Origin of the sequence: Actinokineospora bangkokensis (genome assembly GCF_001940455.1) — a bacterium.
Classification (GTDB): Bacteria; Actinomycetota; Actinomycetes; order Mycobacteriales; family Pseudonocardiaceae; genus Actinokineospora; species Actinokineospora bangkokensis.
Genome location: NZ_MKQR01000016.1, coordinates 347456 through 362005, shown reverse-complemented (window position 1 = coordinate 362005; position 14550 = coordinate 347456). Strand labels below are relative to the sequence as shown.

The 14550-nt window shown below is 73.8% G+C and carries 11 protein-coding genes; 1 reads left to right on the top strand and 10 read right to left on the bottom strand.

What is annotated here, in order from left to right:
• Positions 1–12: 12 nt before the first annotated feature.
• The 9 genes from BJP25_RS16170 to BJP25_RS16130 are packed head-to-tail and all read right to left on the bottom strand — an operon-like array spanning position 13 to position 10251.
• Positions 13–603, bottom strand: a complete 591-nt coding sequence (locus tag BJP25_RS16170; RefSeq protein ID WP_075975730.1) for a hypothetical protein — start codon at positions 601–603, stop codon at positions 13–15.
• Positions 596–2452, bottom strand: coding sequence for a type IV secretory system conjugative DNA transfer family protein (locus tag BJP25_RS16165; protein ID WP_075975729.1), 1857 nt, complete (start codon positions 2450–2452; stop codon positions 596–598). The genes BJP25_RS16170 and BJP25_RS16165 overlap by 8 nt, the downstream gene beginning before the upstream one ends.
• A complete protein-coding gene (locus tag BJP25_RS16160) occupies positions 2449–3606 on the bottom strand; it encodes a C40 family peptidase (RefSeq protein ID WP_075975728.1) in 1158 nt (385 codons plus the stop codon). The genes BJP25_RS16165 and BJP25_RS16160 overlap by 4 nt, the downstream gene beginning before the upstream one ends.
• Positions 3603–5120: an ATP-binding protein gene (locus BJP25_RS16155; RefSeq protein WP_233158099.1), complete on the bottom strand. Its 1518-nt coding sequence runs from the start codon at positions 5118–5120 to the stop codon at positions 3603–3605. The genes BJP25_RS16160 and BJP25_RS16155 overlap by 4 nt, the downstream gene beginning before the upstream one ends.
• Complete coding sequence (locus BJP25_RS16150) at positions 5117–6613, bottom strand: SCO6880 family protein (protein ID WP_075975727.1); 1497 nt, start codon at positions 6611–6613, stop codon at positions 5117–5119. The genes BJP25_RS16155 and BJP25_RS16150 overlap by 4 nt, the downstream gene beginning before the upstream one ends.
• Positions 6610–8022: a hypothetical protein gene (locus BJP25_RS16145; protein ID WP_075975726.1), complete on the bottom strand. Its 1413-nt coding sequence runs from the start codon at positions 8020–8022 to the stop codon at positions 6610–6612. Before BJP25_RS16145 ends, BJP25_RS16150 begins: the two co-directional genes overlap by 4 nt.
• On the bottom strand, positions 8022–8822 hold the full coding sequence (locus BJP25_RS16140; RefSeq protein WP_075975725.1) for a hypothetical protein: 801 nt from the start codon (positions 8820–8822) through the stop codon (positions 8022–8024). Before BJP25_RS16140 ends, BJP25_RS16145 begins: the two co-directional genes overlap by 1 nt.
• Positions 8819–9115 (bottom strand): hypothetical protein, encoded by a 297-nt coding sequence (locus BJP25_RS16135; RefSeq protein ID WP_084794060.1) that lies wholly within the window; start codon positions 9113–9115, stop codon positions 8819–8821. The genes BJP25_RS16140 and BJP25_RS16135 overlap by 4 nt, the downstream gene beginning before the upstream one ends.
• Positions 9112–10251, bottom strand: a complete 1140-nt coding sequence (locus tag BJP25_RS16130) for a hypothetical protein (protein WP_233158098.1) — start codon at positions 10249–10251, stop codon at positions 9112–9114. The genes BJP25_RS16135 and BJP25_RS16130 overlap by 4 nt, the downstream gene beginning before the upstream one ends.
• A 775-nt stretch (positions 10252–11026) precedes the next feature.
• Between BJP25_RS16130 and BJP25_RS16125 the strand changes: the two genes are divergently transcribed.
• On the top strand, positions 11027–13351 hold the full coding sequence (locus BJP25_RS16125; RefSeq protein ID WP_075975724.1) for an ATP-binding protein: 2325 nt from the start codon (positions 11027–11029) through the stop codon (positions 13349–13351).
• Here the strand turns inward: BJP25_RS16125 and BJP25_RS34215 are convergent.
• Positions 13308–14519: a cytochrome P450 gene (locus tag BJP25_RS34215; RefSeq protein WP_075975723.1), complete on the bottom strand. Its 1212-nt coding sequence runs from the start codon at positions 14517–14519 to the stop codon at positions 13308–13310. The genes BJP25_RS16125 and BJP25_RS34215 overlap by 44 nt on opposite strands.
• Positions 14520–14550: the final 31 nt, after the last annotated feature.

Here is a 14550-nt window from a genome sequence, read left to right as displayed (position 1 = left end):
TAGGAGCGGCGGCTATGTCGTGGAACCTGGGCCGCGTCGGGTAGTTACGTGGTCGTGCGGCAGTGTGAACCGGTTGGCCCGTTCGTGTTCCGTGGTACGGCGGTGTGTGCCGTCGAGGCAGTCGGGGTGTACCCAGTGGCGGACCATGCGGTCGGTGAAAGCGGGCCGCCACTGATGCAGCCAATACTGCGCGTCCCGCGCGGTGGCACCTGGCCCGATGTTGGCTTCTCGCCAGCTGTAGGCGAGTGCGGCGACTTCGAGGGCTAGGCCGGTGTGTTGGTGCCAGCAGTCGGGGATGGGGCGGGCGGAGCTGCCGTCGATGCCGACGAGGGTGGTGTTGTACCAGCCGATGAAGTTGTCGACGGTGAAGCGTGGGTCCAGGTCCGTGTCGGGGTCGTCCTCGGCGGCGGCGGGTGGGCTGTACCAGACCCAGGGGGCGGGCTCGGCGGGTTTACGTTCGGTGGGGTCTTGGTTGATGAGCGCGTCGACCGCCGTTTCGAGGCCGTGCAGGCGTTGTTCGATGTGGCTCAGGAGTTCCGCCAGCGCTGTGATCTGGTCGTCGCGATCGGGTTCGCCGTCGCCGGGTGTTGGCTGGTCACCCATGTTGTGACCTCGGATGGTCGAGGGGATGGGCGGTGCCGTGCGCGTCGAGGGGGACCTCGCCGTTGCGAACAGCGTGGACGTGGTCGCGGATGGTCTTCCAGTCGGGGCGTTGGGAGACATCGCGGGTGCGGGCGAGGATGGGGTCGAGGTGGCGGTGCAGGACCAGCACCCGTCCGCGGCGGATGCCGCGCACGTCGCCAGGGCGGTAGGTCGGGACGGTCTCCGTGCCGTAGGAGGTATGGGACGTGCCCAGCATCCCCGCGCTCTGCTCTTGGCGGCGAATGCGTTCGTGGTGGCCGGTCAGGGTCGACACCCATTCCAAGGTCGTGGGGTCCTTGATGCCACCCCACACACTCAATGTCGTGGTGTTGTCCAGCAGTTGGCGGGTGCGTTCCGGGGTGAAGACATCCTCCAGCGCGGCCAGCGACTGTGCGCCCCAGTGGATCGGGACGCCGCGGCCTGCGGAGTCGGAGACGATGTCGGGGAGCTGCGGGACGGGGGTGGCGTTGGTGAGCTCGTCGAGGATGGCGGTCGCGGGCGGGTCGAGGCGGCGGTGCGGGGTGCGCAGGGCGGCGTCCTGGGCGGTGGTCAGCCAGTGCTCGACCAGCGCGGTCAGCACCGGCGCGGCTTGGGCTGCCTGGTGCTGGCCCGCGACGAGGTAGAGCGAGCCGCGGCGGGCGATGAAGTCCGCCGCGTCGAACTCGTGGCCGGGCTCTGGGGAGGCCAGGGTGCGGATGTTCGGGTCCATGAAGGGCTCGATCACCCGGCGGACGCTGAGCCAGACGGCGTCGGAGGTCTCGGCGACCATGCCGATCTCGGTGCGGAGGTTGCGGGCGTGCTCGTCGAACCCGGCCTGTTGCAGCAGCCGTACCGGTTCCTGGTCTACGGGCTTGCTCATGGCCCAGCGCACGAGGTCGTCGACGGTGCGCTCGTGGCAGGCGGCGGCGAGGAAGTAGCACTGGAGCACGATGGTGGCGCGGCCGCGGAAGACGCGGTCGTTGCCGCCGATGTCGGACAGGCCGACCGAGGATGCCTCGACCATGGTGTGTGCGCGGCGGAACGCGACCGTGGGGTCGTGGCAGCCCTGCATCGGTGACCACAGCAGGCGGGCGGGCCAGTCGACGGCGCCGGTGGCGTCGGCGACCAGCACCGGCCCGGCGCCTTGCCGTCGCGCGCGCAGGATGCCGCTGAACTCGAGCAGATCCGGCTTGGTTGTGCTGCACAGCACGGCACCGGGGGCGCCGATGACCTTGTGCACGAGGTCGCGGCGGGATTTGCCGCTCTGTGTGGGTGCCAGCGTGCCGGTTGGGTTCTCGAAGGGGGTGCCCATCGGCCGCTTCCAGGGGGATAGGTGCAGCGGGGCCGCCACCTGCTCCAGTGGCGCCCGCTCGCGTGCTGCGGCGGGCATCGTCGGGCGGGTCCACTGCGCTGTGCGTCGGGCGGCTGCCAGTGACAGCTCGGCGCGGATGTCGTCTCGGCTGGCGTGCCCGGCCGAGGCCCGGCCGAACAACCGCATCACCACCTTCGCCGCGGCGAGGGCCGTGGCCATGGCGGCAGCGGCCAGCGCGCCGGTGACCACCCAGTACGTGCCCGCGTGCCCGGTCAGGGCGTCTGACCAGGGTGGGCCGAGGTCGGTGCCGGGGTGGGAGGGGTGGGTCAGGACGGCGAGCACCTTCTCGCCCCACCGTCCGGGGGTGGGCATCGACCAGGGTCCGCCGAGCAGGGCGGTGGAGACGGCGGCGCCCGTCATCAGCAGGGCGGCGGTCAGCACCAGAAGACACAGGCCCGCCAGCGCGGTCAGCAGCACCGCGACCTCGCGGTGGACGAAGGAGAGGGACGTGGTCCTCACAGCCGCGGGTCACCACCCGCCGGAGGTCCGTCGCCGTCGCTGGCGGCGACTCTGCGGATGGCCACGATCTTGGGCTTCCAGGAGTCGAGGGTGGTGAGGATGACGCCGCGGGTCTCGTCGTAGGCGTCGACCATGTACCCGTTGCCGACGTACATCCCGACGTGCCCGGGTGCTGCGGGTGTGCCGTCGGCTCCGGGGATGAACACCAGGTCCCCGGGTGCGACTGCGGCGATCGAGGCGACCGGGACGCCGTCGTGGACCTGGGTGGCGGTGGTGCGGGAGATGGCGACCCCGGCGTGCGCCCAGGCGGCCTGCATGAGCCCGGAGCAGTCGAAGGCGTCGGGGCCTTCGGCGCCCCACCGGTAGGGCTTGCCGAGCTGGACCAGCGCGTAGGTGACCGCGGCCGACTGCGCCCGGTCGGGGGGCAGGGTGAAGCCGGGCGGGAGCTGCTTCGGGTCGAGGTCCCGCGGGTTCAAGTTCCCCCTGCCCTTGTCCGGGCACCCGGCCGCGGCAGGGGTGTACTGGGCCGGAGTGGCGCCGGGCGGCGGCGGGACGGGGTTGTCCGGGCCCTGCCAGTAGCGGTCGACCAGTTCAGCGGCGGCGGGTTCACGCGGGGCGTAGCGGTCGGGGAACGCCGAGCGTTGCACGGCCTGCTCGGCCTGTCCGGGGGGCATCGTCTGCCAGCCGGGCAGCGCGAGCAGGTGATCGTAGAAGGTGGCGGCGGCGTAGGCGGGGTTGAGCACCTGCTCCGGTGTCCCCCACCCTTGGCTGGGGCGTTGCTGGAACAGGCCGAGGGAGTCGCGGTCGCCGTAGCCGACGTTGACCAGCCCGGACTCGACCATCGCGGTGGCCACCGCGAGCACGGCGGCGCGCCGGGGCAGGCGCCGCTGCACGGCGACGGCGGTGATGGTCTGGGCGTTGGCGAGCTGCTCGGCGGTGAAGTCCTCGCCTGCGATGGGCTGGGACACCCCGCCGGGGCCGTGGTCGGCGAAGCGGGCCGTGGCGCACTCGACGATGGCCGCGGCGGTGGTGGTCGCGGCGGTGTGGGTGGCGGTGAGGATGACCCCGACGAGCAGGACCGGGATCACCAGCAGGGTGTACACGGCGGCGGTGGCCCCGGCGACGGCCGGGCCCGGGTTCGTGGGCGTGCTCATCGGGGCTTTCGCGCGCGCAGGGCCGCGTTGGTGTCGAACAGGCGCCGTTCGGTGGGGGACAGGACGATCTGGACGCGGTGGCCGGTGGTGTTCTCGATCTTCCACAGGGCGCGGCCGGTGCGGTCCATGGCCCACCCGGTGATGCTGTCCTGTTCGCGCTCGGACAGGGCGAGGTCTTCGGCGAGGTCGTCGGCGACGCGGGTGGACTGGCCGAACAGGATGCGGGTGGAGCACAGGGCGAGCAGGTCTTTGGCGATGGCGACTTCCTGGGACCCGGCGGCGCCGACCGAGAGCGGGTCGGAGGGTTTGTGCATGACCAGGACCTGGATCTTGCGGTCGGCGCGGGACAGGCGCAGGTCGGAGTCGACGGCGTGCACGGCGCGCAGTCCCAGGCGCATCTGCCGCCAGACCTCGTCGCGCACGACGAGGCGGATCTCGCCGTCGTCCTGCAGGTCGGTGACCATGCTCGACCACGAGCCCAGGCAGGTCAGGGCGACGGCGACGGCTTGGTCCCCGCGTGGGCGCAGCCGGGACAGGTCCATGGATTGGGCGGGGGCGTCCCAGTCCAGGGCGATGGTGGTCTCCTGGTCGAACAGCCCGGCCAGGGGCCCGGTGATGAGGTTGCCCAGGGCGTCGGTGATCGGGCGCAGGGTGTCGAGGAACTGGCGGCGGTCGGCGAACCGGGTGGCGGCCACGAGGGCGTCGTCGGGGTCGGCGAGTTGCCGTTGGACGTGGGGGATGGTGACCGGCAGCAGGTGGGTGTAGCCGTCGTCGACCCCGACCAGGCGGCGCAGGACCGCGGAGAGCACCGCCTCGTCGGTCACGGTGGCCCGGTAGCCCTGCGCCTCGGCCAAGGCGACCAGCAGGGTGACCCACCGCCCCAGCACCCCGGCCAGTTCCTCGCGTTGGCGGGCCAGCGGCCACCCGGCCCACCGGGTCCGCAACGGGCCCAAGTCCAACGCGTTGAGCCGGGCGGGGCTGCCGCTGCCCAGGGTGATCGGGGTGATGCCCAGCCCGCGCAGCAGCGGGGTGTACTCGCCCTTGACGTCACCGGAGATGAGGGTCTTGACCCCGAACAGCATCATCCGCAGCAGGAACGCCACGACGGTGCTGCTCTTGCCGCGCCCGGGTTCGCCGAACACGACCATGTTCGGGTTGGTCGCCAGCCCGCGCAGCACCCACTCAATCGGGTGGGCGTAAAACGCGCCGCCGGAGAGGGTGTCGTAGCCGATGCGCGCCCCGATCGCCGGGGTGCCCGCGGCGGAGATCAGCGGGAACAGCCCGCCGATCTCGCTGGTGGCGGCCTGGTAGACCGCCACCGGGGGCGCCACCGGCGCCCACCCGTGCCCCGGGCGTGCCCGGCCGCGCCGGGGTGCGCGTGCCCGGTTGACCCGGTCGCGGTCCTCCCACCGCGGCCCCGACGGGCTGATCACCGGGCTGGTCGGGGTGGGCGGGGCGCCGAAGTCGGCCAGCAGCGCCGCGGCGCTGCGCTCACCTGTCTTGCGCCTGGTCACAGCAGTCCTCCCCGGTGGCGGGGCAACCCGATCCCGACCGGCAGGACCGCGGCGACGAAAGCCGAGTCCTGGGCCAGGTCGAGCCGCAGCAGCCGGAACCGGCCCGCGGCGTCGGCTTCCATGCGCGCGGCGTGGTCCTCCACCCGCCACCCGGCGGGCACGGTGACCGCGGCGGCGACGGTGAAGCGCACCACCGCGTGCCCGGCGGCCACGGCGCGCTCCTGGGCGCGGGCACCGTGGGCCTGGCGTTCGTCGCCCGCGGTGGTGGCGAACCCCTTGCCCCGTTTGAGATCGGTGACCACGGTGGTGCGGAACCGGGTGCCGCGCACCGCCTGGTTCGCGCGGCGGGGGTCGAGGACCTCGTAGTGGATGGCCAGGGTCCGCCGCTCCCCGGCGGTGTGCACGGCCAGCAGCGGACCCAGGGACCCGAACACGGTGCCCGCGGTGGGCATCAGGGCGGTGTAGGAGACGGTGGTGAACCCGTCGTGGGTGTAGGAGCGGGCGGCGGGTGAGGGCGCGGAGGTCGGCCCGGCGGCGGCCTTCTCCAACCCGCGTCGCCCGCGTTCGTGGGCGGTGGCCAGCACGGCGCGGGCGGCGGGGTTGAACCCGGTGCGCAGCGCTTCGGCCATGGCGGGGCCGTCGAGCCACTGCACGGTGCGGGCGCCGAGGGCCTTGAGCGGGTCCTCCAGCCCGTCGAGCACCCGGTACAACGCCACCGCCCGCCCGCTCACCCCGCCGCCCGCGGCGGCGGCGGGTCTGCGCAGCCGGTCCTCGGGGCCGGAGACGGTCACGAACACCTCGTGGCGCACGCTGACCCCGCCGATGGTCCGGTCGAGCTCGTCGGTGGCCTGGCGGGCGAGGCGGGGCGCGTCGAGGACCTCGTGGTCGCCCCGCCAGACCTCGTACTCGCTGCCGTCGTCGGGCACGGTGCGCACGAGCAGGCTCAGCCGGTCGACGACCTCCCGGTGCCCCAAGGACAGCAGCAGGGTGCCCAGGCGGTGCGCCAGGCGTTCGCACTGCTCGTCGGAGAGCATCCCGGTCCCGGAGTGGGTCAGGCGGGCGGTGGCACCCCAGCGGCCGTCGCCGGTGTCGTGGATCAGGCACAGCCGCCCGACGTCGCGGAACGGGGGACCGTCGGGGAACCCGACCCGGGCCAGCACCCCGGGCAGGTCCGGCTCGTCGGGGTCCACCGCCGCACCGGCGGCGGCCCTGGACTGCCACCGCGACCACCCGGTGAGCACACCGACCTGGAACAGCACCAGGTGCCCCAGCCACCGCGCCGCGGGGCGACCACGCACGGGCACCACCACCAAGGCGACACCGACACCGCCGACCACCAGGGCCACGCCCGCCGCGGCGAACCGGCCACCAGCCAACGCCCACAGCACCGGGGCCAACAGCACCACGCACACCACCGCCTGCCCCGGGGTCAGGCCCAGGAGCCACCCGGCGCGCTCACGTCGGGCGAGCCCCCGGTAGATGCGCGTCGTCACAGGACCACCGCCGCTTCCTCCGCTTCGGCCACATCGCCGCCTTCACCAGCACCGCCCCCACCGCCACCGCCGCTACCGGTGGGGCCGGGGCCGTCGTTGTCGGTGTCCGGGCCGGTCGGGCCGCCGCCGGGACCCGGTGGGCTGCCGCCCTCGTCGTCCCCGTCGTCCTGGCCGGGGTGGGGCGGGTCGGTGTCGGCCCCGGGTGGGGACGCCTCGCCGGGGCCCGGGTCGTCGGGCTGCGGGTCCGCGCCCTCGCCCGCTCCCGGGCCCTCGGGCGGGTCGGAGTCGGCCTGGTCCGGGGACCCCTCGGTGTCTGTGGTGTCGGTGGTGTCGTCGGCGTCCCTGTGGTCACCGCCCGCGGGGTGGCCGATGCCGGTGTCGTCCATCGTGTCCCGGGCGTGCTCGGCGACCGCTTGGTCGAACCGGCCGACGTTGGCCGCCTCCCCGGCGCCGGCGCCGCCCCCGTCGAGGCCCGCGGACCCGCCTGCGCCCAGGGCGGCGGAGGCGGCCACCGCCGGGTTGGACGCGCCGTAGGAGTTGATCCCGAGCCCGGAGAGGGTGTCGCGGAACGCGCCCCCGACGTCGGTGTTGGGGTCGACGAACGCGAACAGGCGAAACAGCACGAACGGGCAGAACAGGGAGATGAGCAGGACGCCGACCCCGGCCAGCAGCCCCGACAGGCCCTGCGAGCCGCCGGCGATCGCGACGCCGAGGACGAGGGTCATCGCCAGCACCGGCTGCATGGCGATGCAGGCCAGCAGCCACCGCACGGTGCGCCAGAACCACGAGGCGGTGACCCGGGCGAGCAGACCCGCGGCGGTCACCGGGATGGCCCCGACGAGCACGTACACCGCGGCCTCGCGGAACAGCATCTCCAGGATGTAGCCGATCGCAGCGGGGATGACGCCGATGAACGCGCAGATGCCCAGCACGGCGGCCTTGATGCCGTCGATGGCGGCGTCGCTGAAGCTGGTGTGGTTGAGGGCTTCGGAGAAGTTCTTGCTGCGCAGCCCGGTCTGCAGGATGGCCTGGGTCAGTCCCTCGGCCCCGGTCAGGAACGCCGCGACCATGCCCACGGTCACCGCCAGGGCGACCCCGTACTGGGCGGGGCCGGTGATCAGGCGCAGGAACCCGCGGCCGCCGCGCAGGGTGGTCACGATCATCTGCCAGAAGAACAACCCGAGCGCCAGGACCGCGCTGATCCACACCATCATCGGCCACAGCACCGACACGGGCCCGGAGCGGGTGTCGACGGTGAAGGTGGCGAACCGGTCGGCGAGGGTGAACGACCCGCGCAGCACCGCCAGGCTCGCGTCCCAGATCGCGCGCATCGCGATCTCGAACGCGGAGGCGACCATGTTCTTGACCGCCTCGCCCATCGCGCCGCCGATGTCATCGAAGGGCCACATCAGCTCAGCTCCCGGTATCCGGCGCGGACCGCGTCCGCGCTGCCCGGCCACGCGCTCGGCGCCGGGGCCGCCAGAGGGCCGGAGGCCACACGCCACCGGGTCCCGGACCACCGCATCGCCTGGCAGTCGCCCACCCCCGCGCTGACCACGCGGCCGCCGACGCCGACGGAGAGCTGCCCGAGCACGCACACGACCACGAACCGCCCCGCCGACCCGGTGCCCTTGATCAGCCCGTGGGTGACCTGGAAGCGGGCCACCAGCCCAGGGACCGGGCCGGTGCCGGGCAGGGACGCCCGGGACCGCAGGCTGCGCAGCACCGCCGCCAGACCCGTCGCCGCCGGGTCGGGGGCACCGGGCTCGGCGTTCTCCCGATACCCGCGGGCGAACACCTCCGGGTCCGCCCCGCTCACCGCCGCCTCGTCCAGCGCCCGCAACTGCCCCAGCGCCCCCTCCGGTGTGGCGGGGAAACCGGACGGGATCCACGCCCCGGTGTCCCCGGCCGGGGCGGGCACGCGCAGGGCAGCGCCGCCACCGGTCGGGGCAAGCGGTTGCGGTTGCGCCGCGGCGGGCGGCAGCAGCGGCATCGGCCGGGCCGCCAACGCCTGCTCCTCGCTGTCACCGGGAACCGGTGCGGAGGTCGGCTCCGGGACCGCGGTGCCGGGCGGGGGTGGTGGTGTGGAGTGGCGTGCGACCAGGACCGCGACCACAGCGCCGAGCAGCACGAGCCCGGCGACCAGGACCGAGCCCAGGGTCACCCAGGCCCGCCTGCGGGCCGCGGTGTCGGTGTGGGGGGCGCTCATTTCAGGCCAGCGAAGCTGTTGATGATCTGCCAGCCGACGCCGTAGAGCAGCCCGCCGCCCACCGCGCACAGCATCATGATCAGCCCGATCCGCCCCGCCCGGTGGTGATCGACCAGGCGCCCGCCGGCCCAGGTCAGCAGGCCACCGAAGAAGCCCAGGATGAGGCTGACCCCCGCCGCCCAGCGCACGTTGCCGACCACGCTGAGGATCTGCGAGGACCCCGGCGGCTCGACCGGTGCCGGGTCGGGGATCTGCGCCAGCAGCGCCATGCCGGCGTCGAGGTACACGCTCACCTGTTCCTCCTGGGTCGTCGGGTGGGATCGGGGGCCAGCCCCCACCGGCGCAGCAGCGGGGAGATCGCCCGCCGCAACGCGGGCGGGGTCGGGTCGGGGGTGACCCCGGCGGCGGCGGTGGCCGGGTGGTGCGGGACGAACACAGCGCCCGGCAGCAGCTCCGCGACCCGCCGGCCGGCCGCCCCGGCCACACCCCGGGGCCAGCGTCGGGCCCCCATCACGACCAGCTGCGTGGGGGCGGCCGCGGCGCCGGTGGCGACCCACGGCTGCATGCGGGCGAGCACCTGCTCGGCGTAGCGCAGCGACGGGTGGCTCGGGCACACGACCAGCACCGGGCGGGGGACCGGTGCCCCGGCGCGCAGCCACGCCGCCGCCCCCGCCACCGGGTGCGCGGCCAGCCGCCACGGGTCATGGCCGAGGTCGACCACGGTGACCGCCACCCGGTGCCGCGGCGGGCACCACCACCGCGGCGCGGGCACCATGCCCGGCGCCAGCACACCCAGGTCGGTCTCGACCTGGGCCAACAACGCCTGCGCCCGCCAGGAGAAGCGGATGCCGACCCTGGGGTGGGGGCGGACGTGCCACGGGCCGCGTGAGCGTGCCGCGAAGCCCAACCCGGAGCGGCCCGGGTCGCTCGGGTCGACCAGCAGCACGCTGTGGTGGGCGAGCTGGAGGGCGTCGGCGAGGGTGGCGGCCAGCACCGAGGCCCCGACCCCGCACGACGCGCCGAGCACCGGGATCACCGTCCCGAACCGCGACCAGTCCGCCGCACCGCGCGTGCACGCGGCCAACTCCGGCGCCGTCGCCGCGGCGGCCCGCGCGACGTCCACAGTGGCCGCGACAGCGTCGTCGATGTCGACACCGCGGTGGTGGGCGGCGGAGCCGTCGTGCTCTGGTGCGGTGGCGAGCATCCCGGCCTCGACGGCGGCGTCCACGTCGGAGTCGGGCAGGGTCGGCCGGACCCGCCGGGCAGCCACCGCGAGCTCGGCGCCGAGGGTGCACCAGCCCTGCGACACGGCATCAGCGGTGGCATGCCCGGCGAGCGGCACCGACGGCCCACCCGGGGGCAGGGTGGGCACGATCGGCGTCGGGAAGCCGGTGGTGGGTTCACGGTGGTCGGAAGCGTTCGGGTGCATGGTGTGTCCCTTGGGGATCGACGACGGCACCACCTCGCCGGCCCACCTCCGTCAGCACAGCACGGTCCGATCCGGGCTGTGATGCTGTCGGCGTGGGCGAGGGGGTTCGGTCGTCTGGTGACATCAGGCGAGCGCCGCGACCGGGCAGGCCTCAGCCCGGACGGCGCGACGGTGTGCCCGCGCGAGGACGCCGGGCACACCGCGAGGTGTCGACCGGAGTGTGTGCTCTCCCTCTACTGCGCACCGGGACAACAGTCGTCGATCCCCAGACCCCCACGGCCGGTGCATTCCCGGATCGGTCGGATCAGGAGTCCCGCCGATCTGACGACGACAACCACAGTGATCTTTTCAATGAATGTGGTTTCACGTCGCGCCCACTCAGACTATTCCTTCTGCCGGTGGTGTCAACTATGGCCTGCCGCTGCGGAGTGGCGGAGTGCGACACCAGCGCAAATCGAGACAATCTCGGACAACACGCGCAACCGTTGATCCGATCCGGTGAACCTTGCTTGTGTGCGATCCGGGATGGCGCCGCGCTGACCCTCCCGAATCGCCGGGTGGGAAGGCCATCCCGACTCTGCGCGGTGCACGTGAGGGACACGTCCGGCGTCGGTCTTTGCGGAGACGATGACCCAAGAGTCGGATTGCTGCCTATACTCCGGCGTATCCGCAGGTCAGGAGAATCGGCGGAGGTTAGGTTCGTTTCAACACCGGGGGGTGTGGTGGCAGGGGTGTGGCGCGGGGCGCCCACCGTGCGCGTGCGCGGGGGTGGTGGATGAGCGACGGTGACCGGCTTCCGGCGTCGTGGGCTCGGCTGATCGGCCGCGAGGAGGACTTGGCCCAGGGGGCGGTGCTGGTGGCCGAGCACCCGGTCGTGGCGTTGGTCGGGCCGGGCGGGGTCGGCAAGACGAGGTTGGCCGCCGAGTTGGTGCGCAGGCCCGGGGTACGCGAGCTGGTCGACGAGGTCGTCGAAGTGCTGTTGCACGGGGTGGAGGCCGCCCTGGTGCGGACCCGGGTGTTGCAGGCACTGGGGGTGCCGCACAACCTGGACGACAACATCGACACCAGCCTCGCAGCTCGGTTGGGTCAGCGCCGGGTGCTGGTGGTGCTCGACAACGTCGAGCACGTGCTGGTCCCCGTGCGGGAGGTGCTTGAGACGCTGCGGCGCGCCTCACCCGAGGTGCGGGTCCTGGTGACCAGCCAGGCGCTCCTCGATGTCGGTGAACACGTGCTGCACGTCGACCCGCTGTCGACGGTCGCCCCGCCGGGGCAGGTGCCGGACGCGGTGCGGTTGCTGGTCGACCGGCTCGCCGCCCGGGGCCAGGACCACGACCCCCACGACCCGCGGCTGGCTCAGCTGTGCGCGCGCGTCGGGGGGCTCGCCCTCGGGGTGGAGCACGCCGCCCGGCTGCTGGTGCTCTACACCGTTGATGAGCTGCTCGGTCCGGACGGGCATGTGGCGTTGTTGGGGCGGGTGCCGGGCGTCGAGCAGGACAGTCACCGGTCGCTGACCGAGCTGATGGAGCGCTCCGCGGGGATGTTGACCGTCGAGCAGCGCAAGCTGTGGGCGATCCTGGCCGAGTGCCGTGGGCGGTGGAGCCGCGACACCGCCGTGGGGCTGGGCCGCCGTCTGGGGTTTTCCGCCCCGCAGGTGATCGCCGCCCTGCACGACCTGGTGCAGACCGCCATCGTGCGGCGCGTGCCTGGTGACCGGCCGCTGTTCGACCAGCTGCCGACCCTGAGCCTCTACGGGCAGGGGCTCGTGTTCGACGACCTGGACCGCGACGCCATCCGCGACGCCCACGCCGCGCACTTCACCGAGGCCGCCGCCGGGCACGCCGCCCGGTGGTACGGCCCGGACGAGGTGTCACACCTGCTGCGGGTCATCGAGCACGGCGACGACCACGCCGCCGCCGTCGCCCACCTCACCCGGTCACCGGTGACGGTGGGCGCCGCAGTGGACCTGGTGCTGAACCTGGCCCGCACCCGCGCCCACGTCTTCCGAGGCAGGCTGTGGGAGATGAGCGAGCTGACCGGTCGCGCCCTCTCGGCCAACGCCGCGCTGCGCCCGGACAACCTGGGCGGCACGCACCTGGCCACTGTCGCGATGGGGGCGTGGATCTCCTACTGCCAGGGCAGGTTGCAGCGCGGCCACGAGCTGCTGGCCCAAGCCTACGACCTGCACGAACACGTAGGCGGGCCGGTGCCCAGAGAGCTGGCGCTGGCCGCGGGGGTGGGCCGGTGGCTCACCGGCGACCGGGTCACCGAGCGTGAGGCGGCAGCGGCGTTGGCGGCGGCGGCCGACGACGCCGATGCCGAGATCGCGGCTGGTGTCGCCCGCCCCGGCGCGGGCGGCGACGCGGCGATGTTGCGCTTGTTCGCGTGCTTGTCGGCGGCGTTCTCCAAGCTGCCCGGTGCCGCGGGGCAGGCCAGGGCGTACCTGGCCGCGACCGAGGAGGCCGGGGCGCAGTGGGCGATGTCCTGGGCGGCGTTCGTGGTGGCGTTGGCCGAGCACCAGGACCGCCGCCCGGCGCACGCCGCCGAGGCCCTGCGGTTGGCCCTGCGCACCCAGCACGCCATGTCCGACGCGTGGGGGTTGACCTGGTCGGTGTACCTAGCGGCGGCCATGGCCGCCACGCGGGGGCAGGTGGAGCAGGCCGCGCGCCTGCAGGGGGCGATGGCCTCGATGCTGCGCGCGATCGGCACCGACCTCAACGGGCTTCCCCCGTGGTCGCGGATCCACCAGGCCGCGACCGCGCTGTGCCTGACCGAGCTCGGCGGTGACCGGACCCGGGCCCTGGTCAGCGAGGGGCAGCGGCTGTCCCGCGACGCCACCGTCGATCTCGCCCTGGAGGTCATCGCCGACCTCGAACCCGCCCCGGCCCCCGGGCACGGGCTGCGCCCCCGCGAACTGGAGGTCGCCCAGTTGGTCACCCGCGGGTTGACCAACCGGGCCATCGCCCGACAGCTGGGCATCTCCCAGCGCACGGTCGACAGCCACGTCGGGGCGATCCTGCGCAAGACCGGCGCGGCCAACCGCACCGAACTCGTCGTGCTCATGGGGACAGCAGCACCCGAACCCCCAGCCTGGCGAGGGTGACCGGACTCGCGCTGAACCGCTGCTCCCGCTCGAGCAGCCGGGCCCGGGGGAACCGGGCGGTCAGCTGACCCACCGCCTCGGCCAACTCCATGCGACCCAACTGCGCGCCCACGCAGTAGTGCACCCCGTACCCGAAGGCCAGGTTCGGCGCGTCCGGGCGCCGGTCGAGGCGGAACTCGTCCGGATCGGGGAACGCCGCCGGGTCACGATTGGCGCCCAGCAGCGACACCGCCACCACCGCCCCCTCCGGGATGGTCACCCCGCCGTAGGTGACCGGGGTGGTGGCGATGCGGTAGGTGGCGTGGCGCAGGCCCCCCTCGATTCGCAGCGCCTCCTCCACCGCCGCGGGCACCAGGGACGGGTCCTCGTGCAACGCCGCCCACCGCCCGGGGTCGACCAGCAGGGTCCGCACGGCGTTGGTGACCGCGTTGGCGGTGGTCTCATACCCCCCGACCACCAACAACACCGCCATCATCACCACCTCCTGCGGGTCCAACCGGTCACCGTCGACCTCGCAACCCACCAGCTCCGAGATCAGGTCATCACCGGGGTCCCGCGCCCGCTGGGCCAGCAGCCCACCCAGGTACCCGCCCAGCGCGACACCAGCCGCGGGGGCGCGCTCAGGGTCTTCCTCGACCAAGTCCTCCACCCACGGGCGCAACATCGCCCGATGACCGGCGGGCACCCCCAGCAGGTCGCTGATCACCTCCAACGGCAGCGGTAGCCCCACCCGCTCCCGCAGGTCCACCGGGCCCTCCACCGCCGCCGCCTGGTCGATCAACCGGGAGGTGATCTCCCGGACCAACGGCCGCGCGGACCTCATGCGGCGCCCGCCGAACACCCGGTTCGCGATCCGACGCAGCCTCGCGTGACCCGTGCCGTCGCTGAACAACAGGTTCTCCCCGATCAGCCCGGTGACCGCCTCGCCGTCGTGACCCAACTCCCGCAACTGGGCGCCGATCGCCGCCCGCAACGCCGCCGCGTCCTTGGACAACCGCGGGTCGGCCAACGCCGCCACCGCGTCCCGGTGCCGGGTGATCACCCACATCTCCCGGCCGTCGGGCAGCACCGCCCGCTCCACCGCCGTGCGCTCCCGCACCGCCGCGCCCACCTCGTGCGGGCACCGCCAATACTCCGCGCTGAACGTGCCCCCAGCGATCCCGGTCACAACACCCTCCCCGTCCGATCCGCCTTTGCTG

Coding starts and splice junctions, on each gene's coding strand:
- BJP25_RS16125 (WP_075975724.1), top strand. CDS start 11,027: ATGAGCGACGGTGACCGGCTTCCGGCGTCGTGGGCTCGGCTGATCGGC.
- BJP25_RS16160 (WP_075975728.1), bottom strand. CDS start 3,606: ATGAGCACGCCCACGAACCCGGGCCCGGCCGTCGCCGGGGCCACCGCC.
- BJP25_RS16170 (WP_075975730.1), bottom strand. CDS start 603: ATGGGTGACCAGCCAACACCCGGCGACGGCGAACCCGATCGCGACGAC.
- BJP25_RS16145 (WP_075975726.1), bottom strand. CDS start 8,022: ATGTGGCCCTTCGATGACATCGGCGGCGCGATGGGCGAGGCGGTCAAG.
- BJP25_RS16140 (WP_075975725.1), bottom strand. CDS start 8,822: ATGAGCGCCCCCCACACCGACACCGCGGCCCGCAGGCGGGCCTGGGTG.
- BJP25_RS16130 (WP_233158098.1), bottom strand. CDS start 10,251: ATGCACCCGAACGCTTCCGACCACCGTGAACCCACCACCGGCTTCCCG.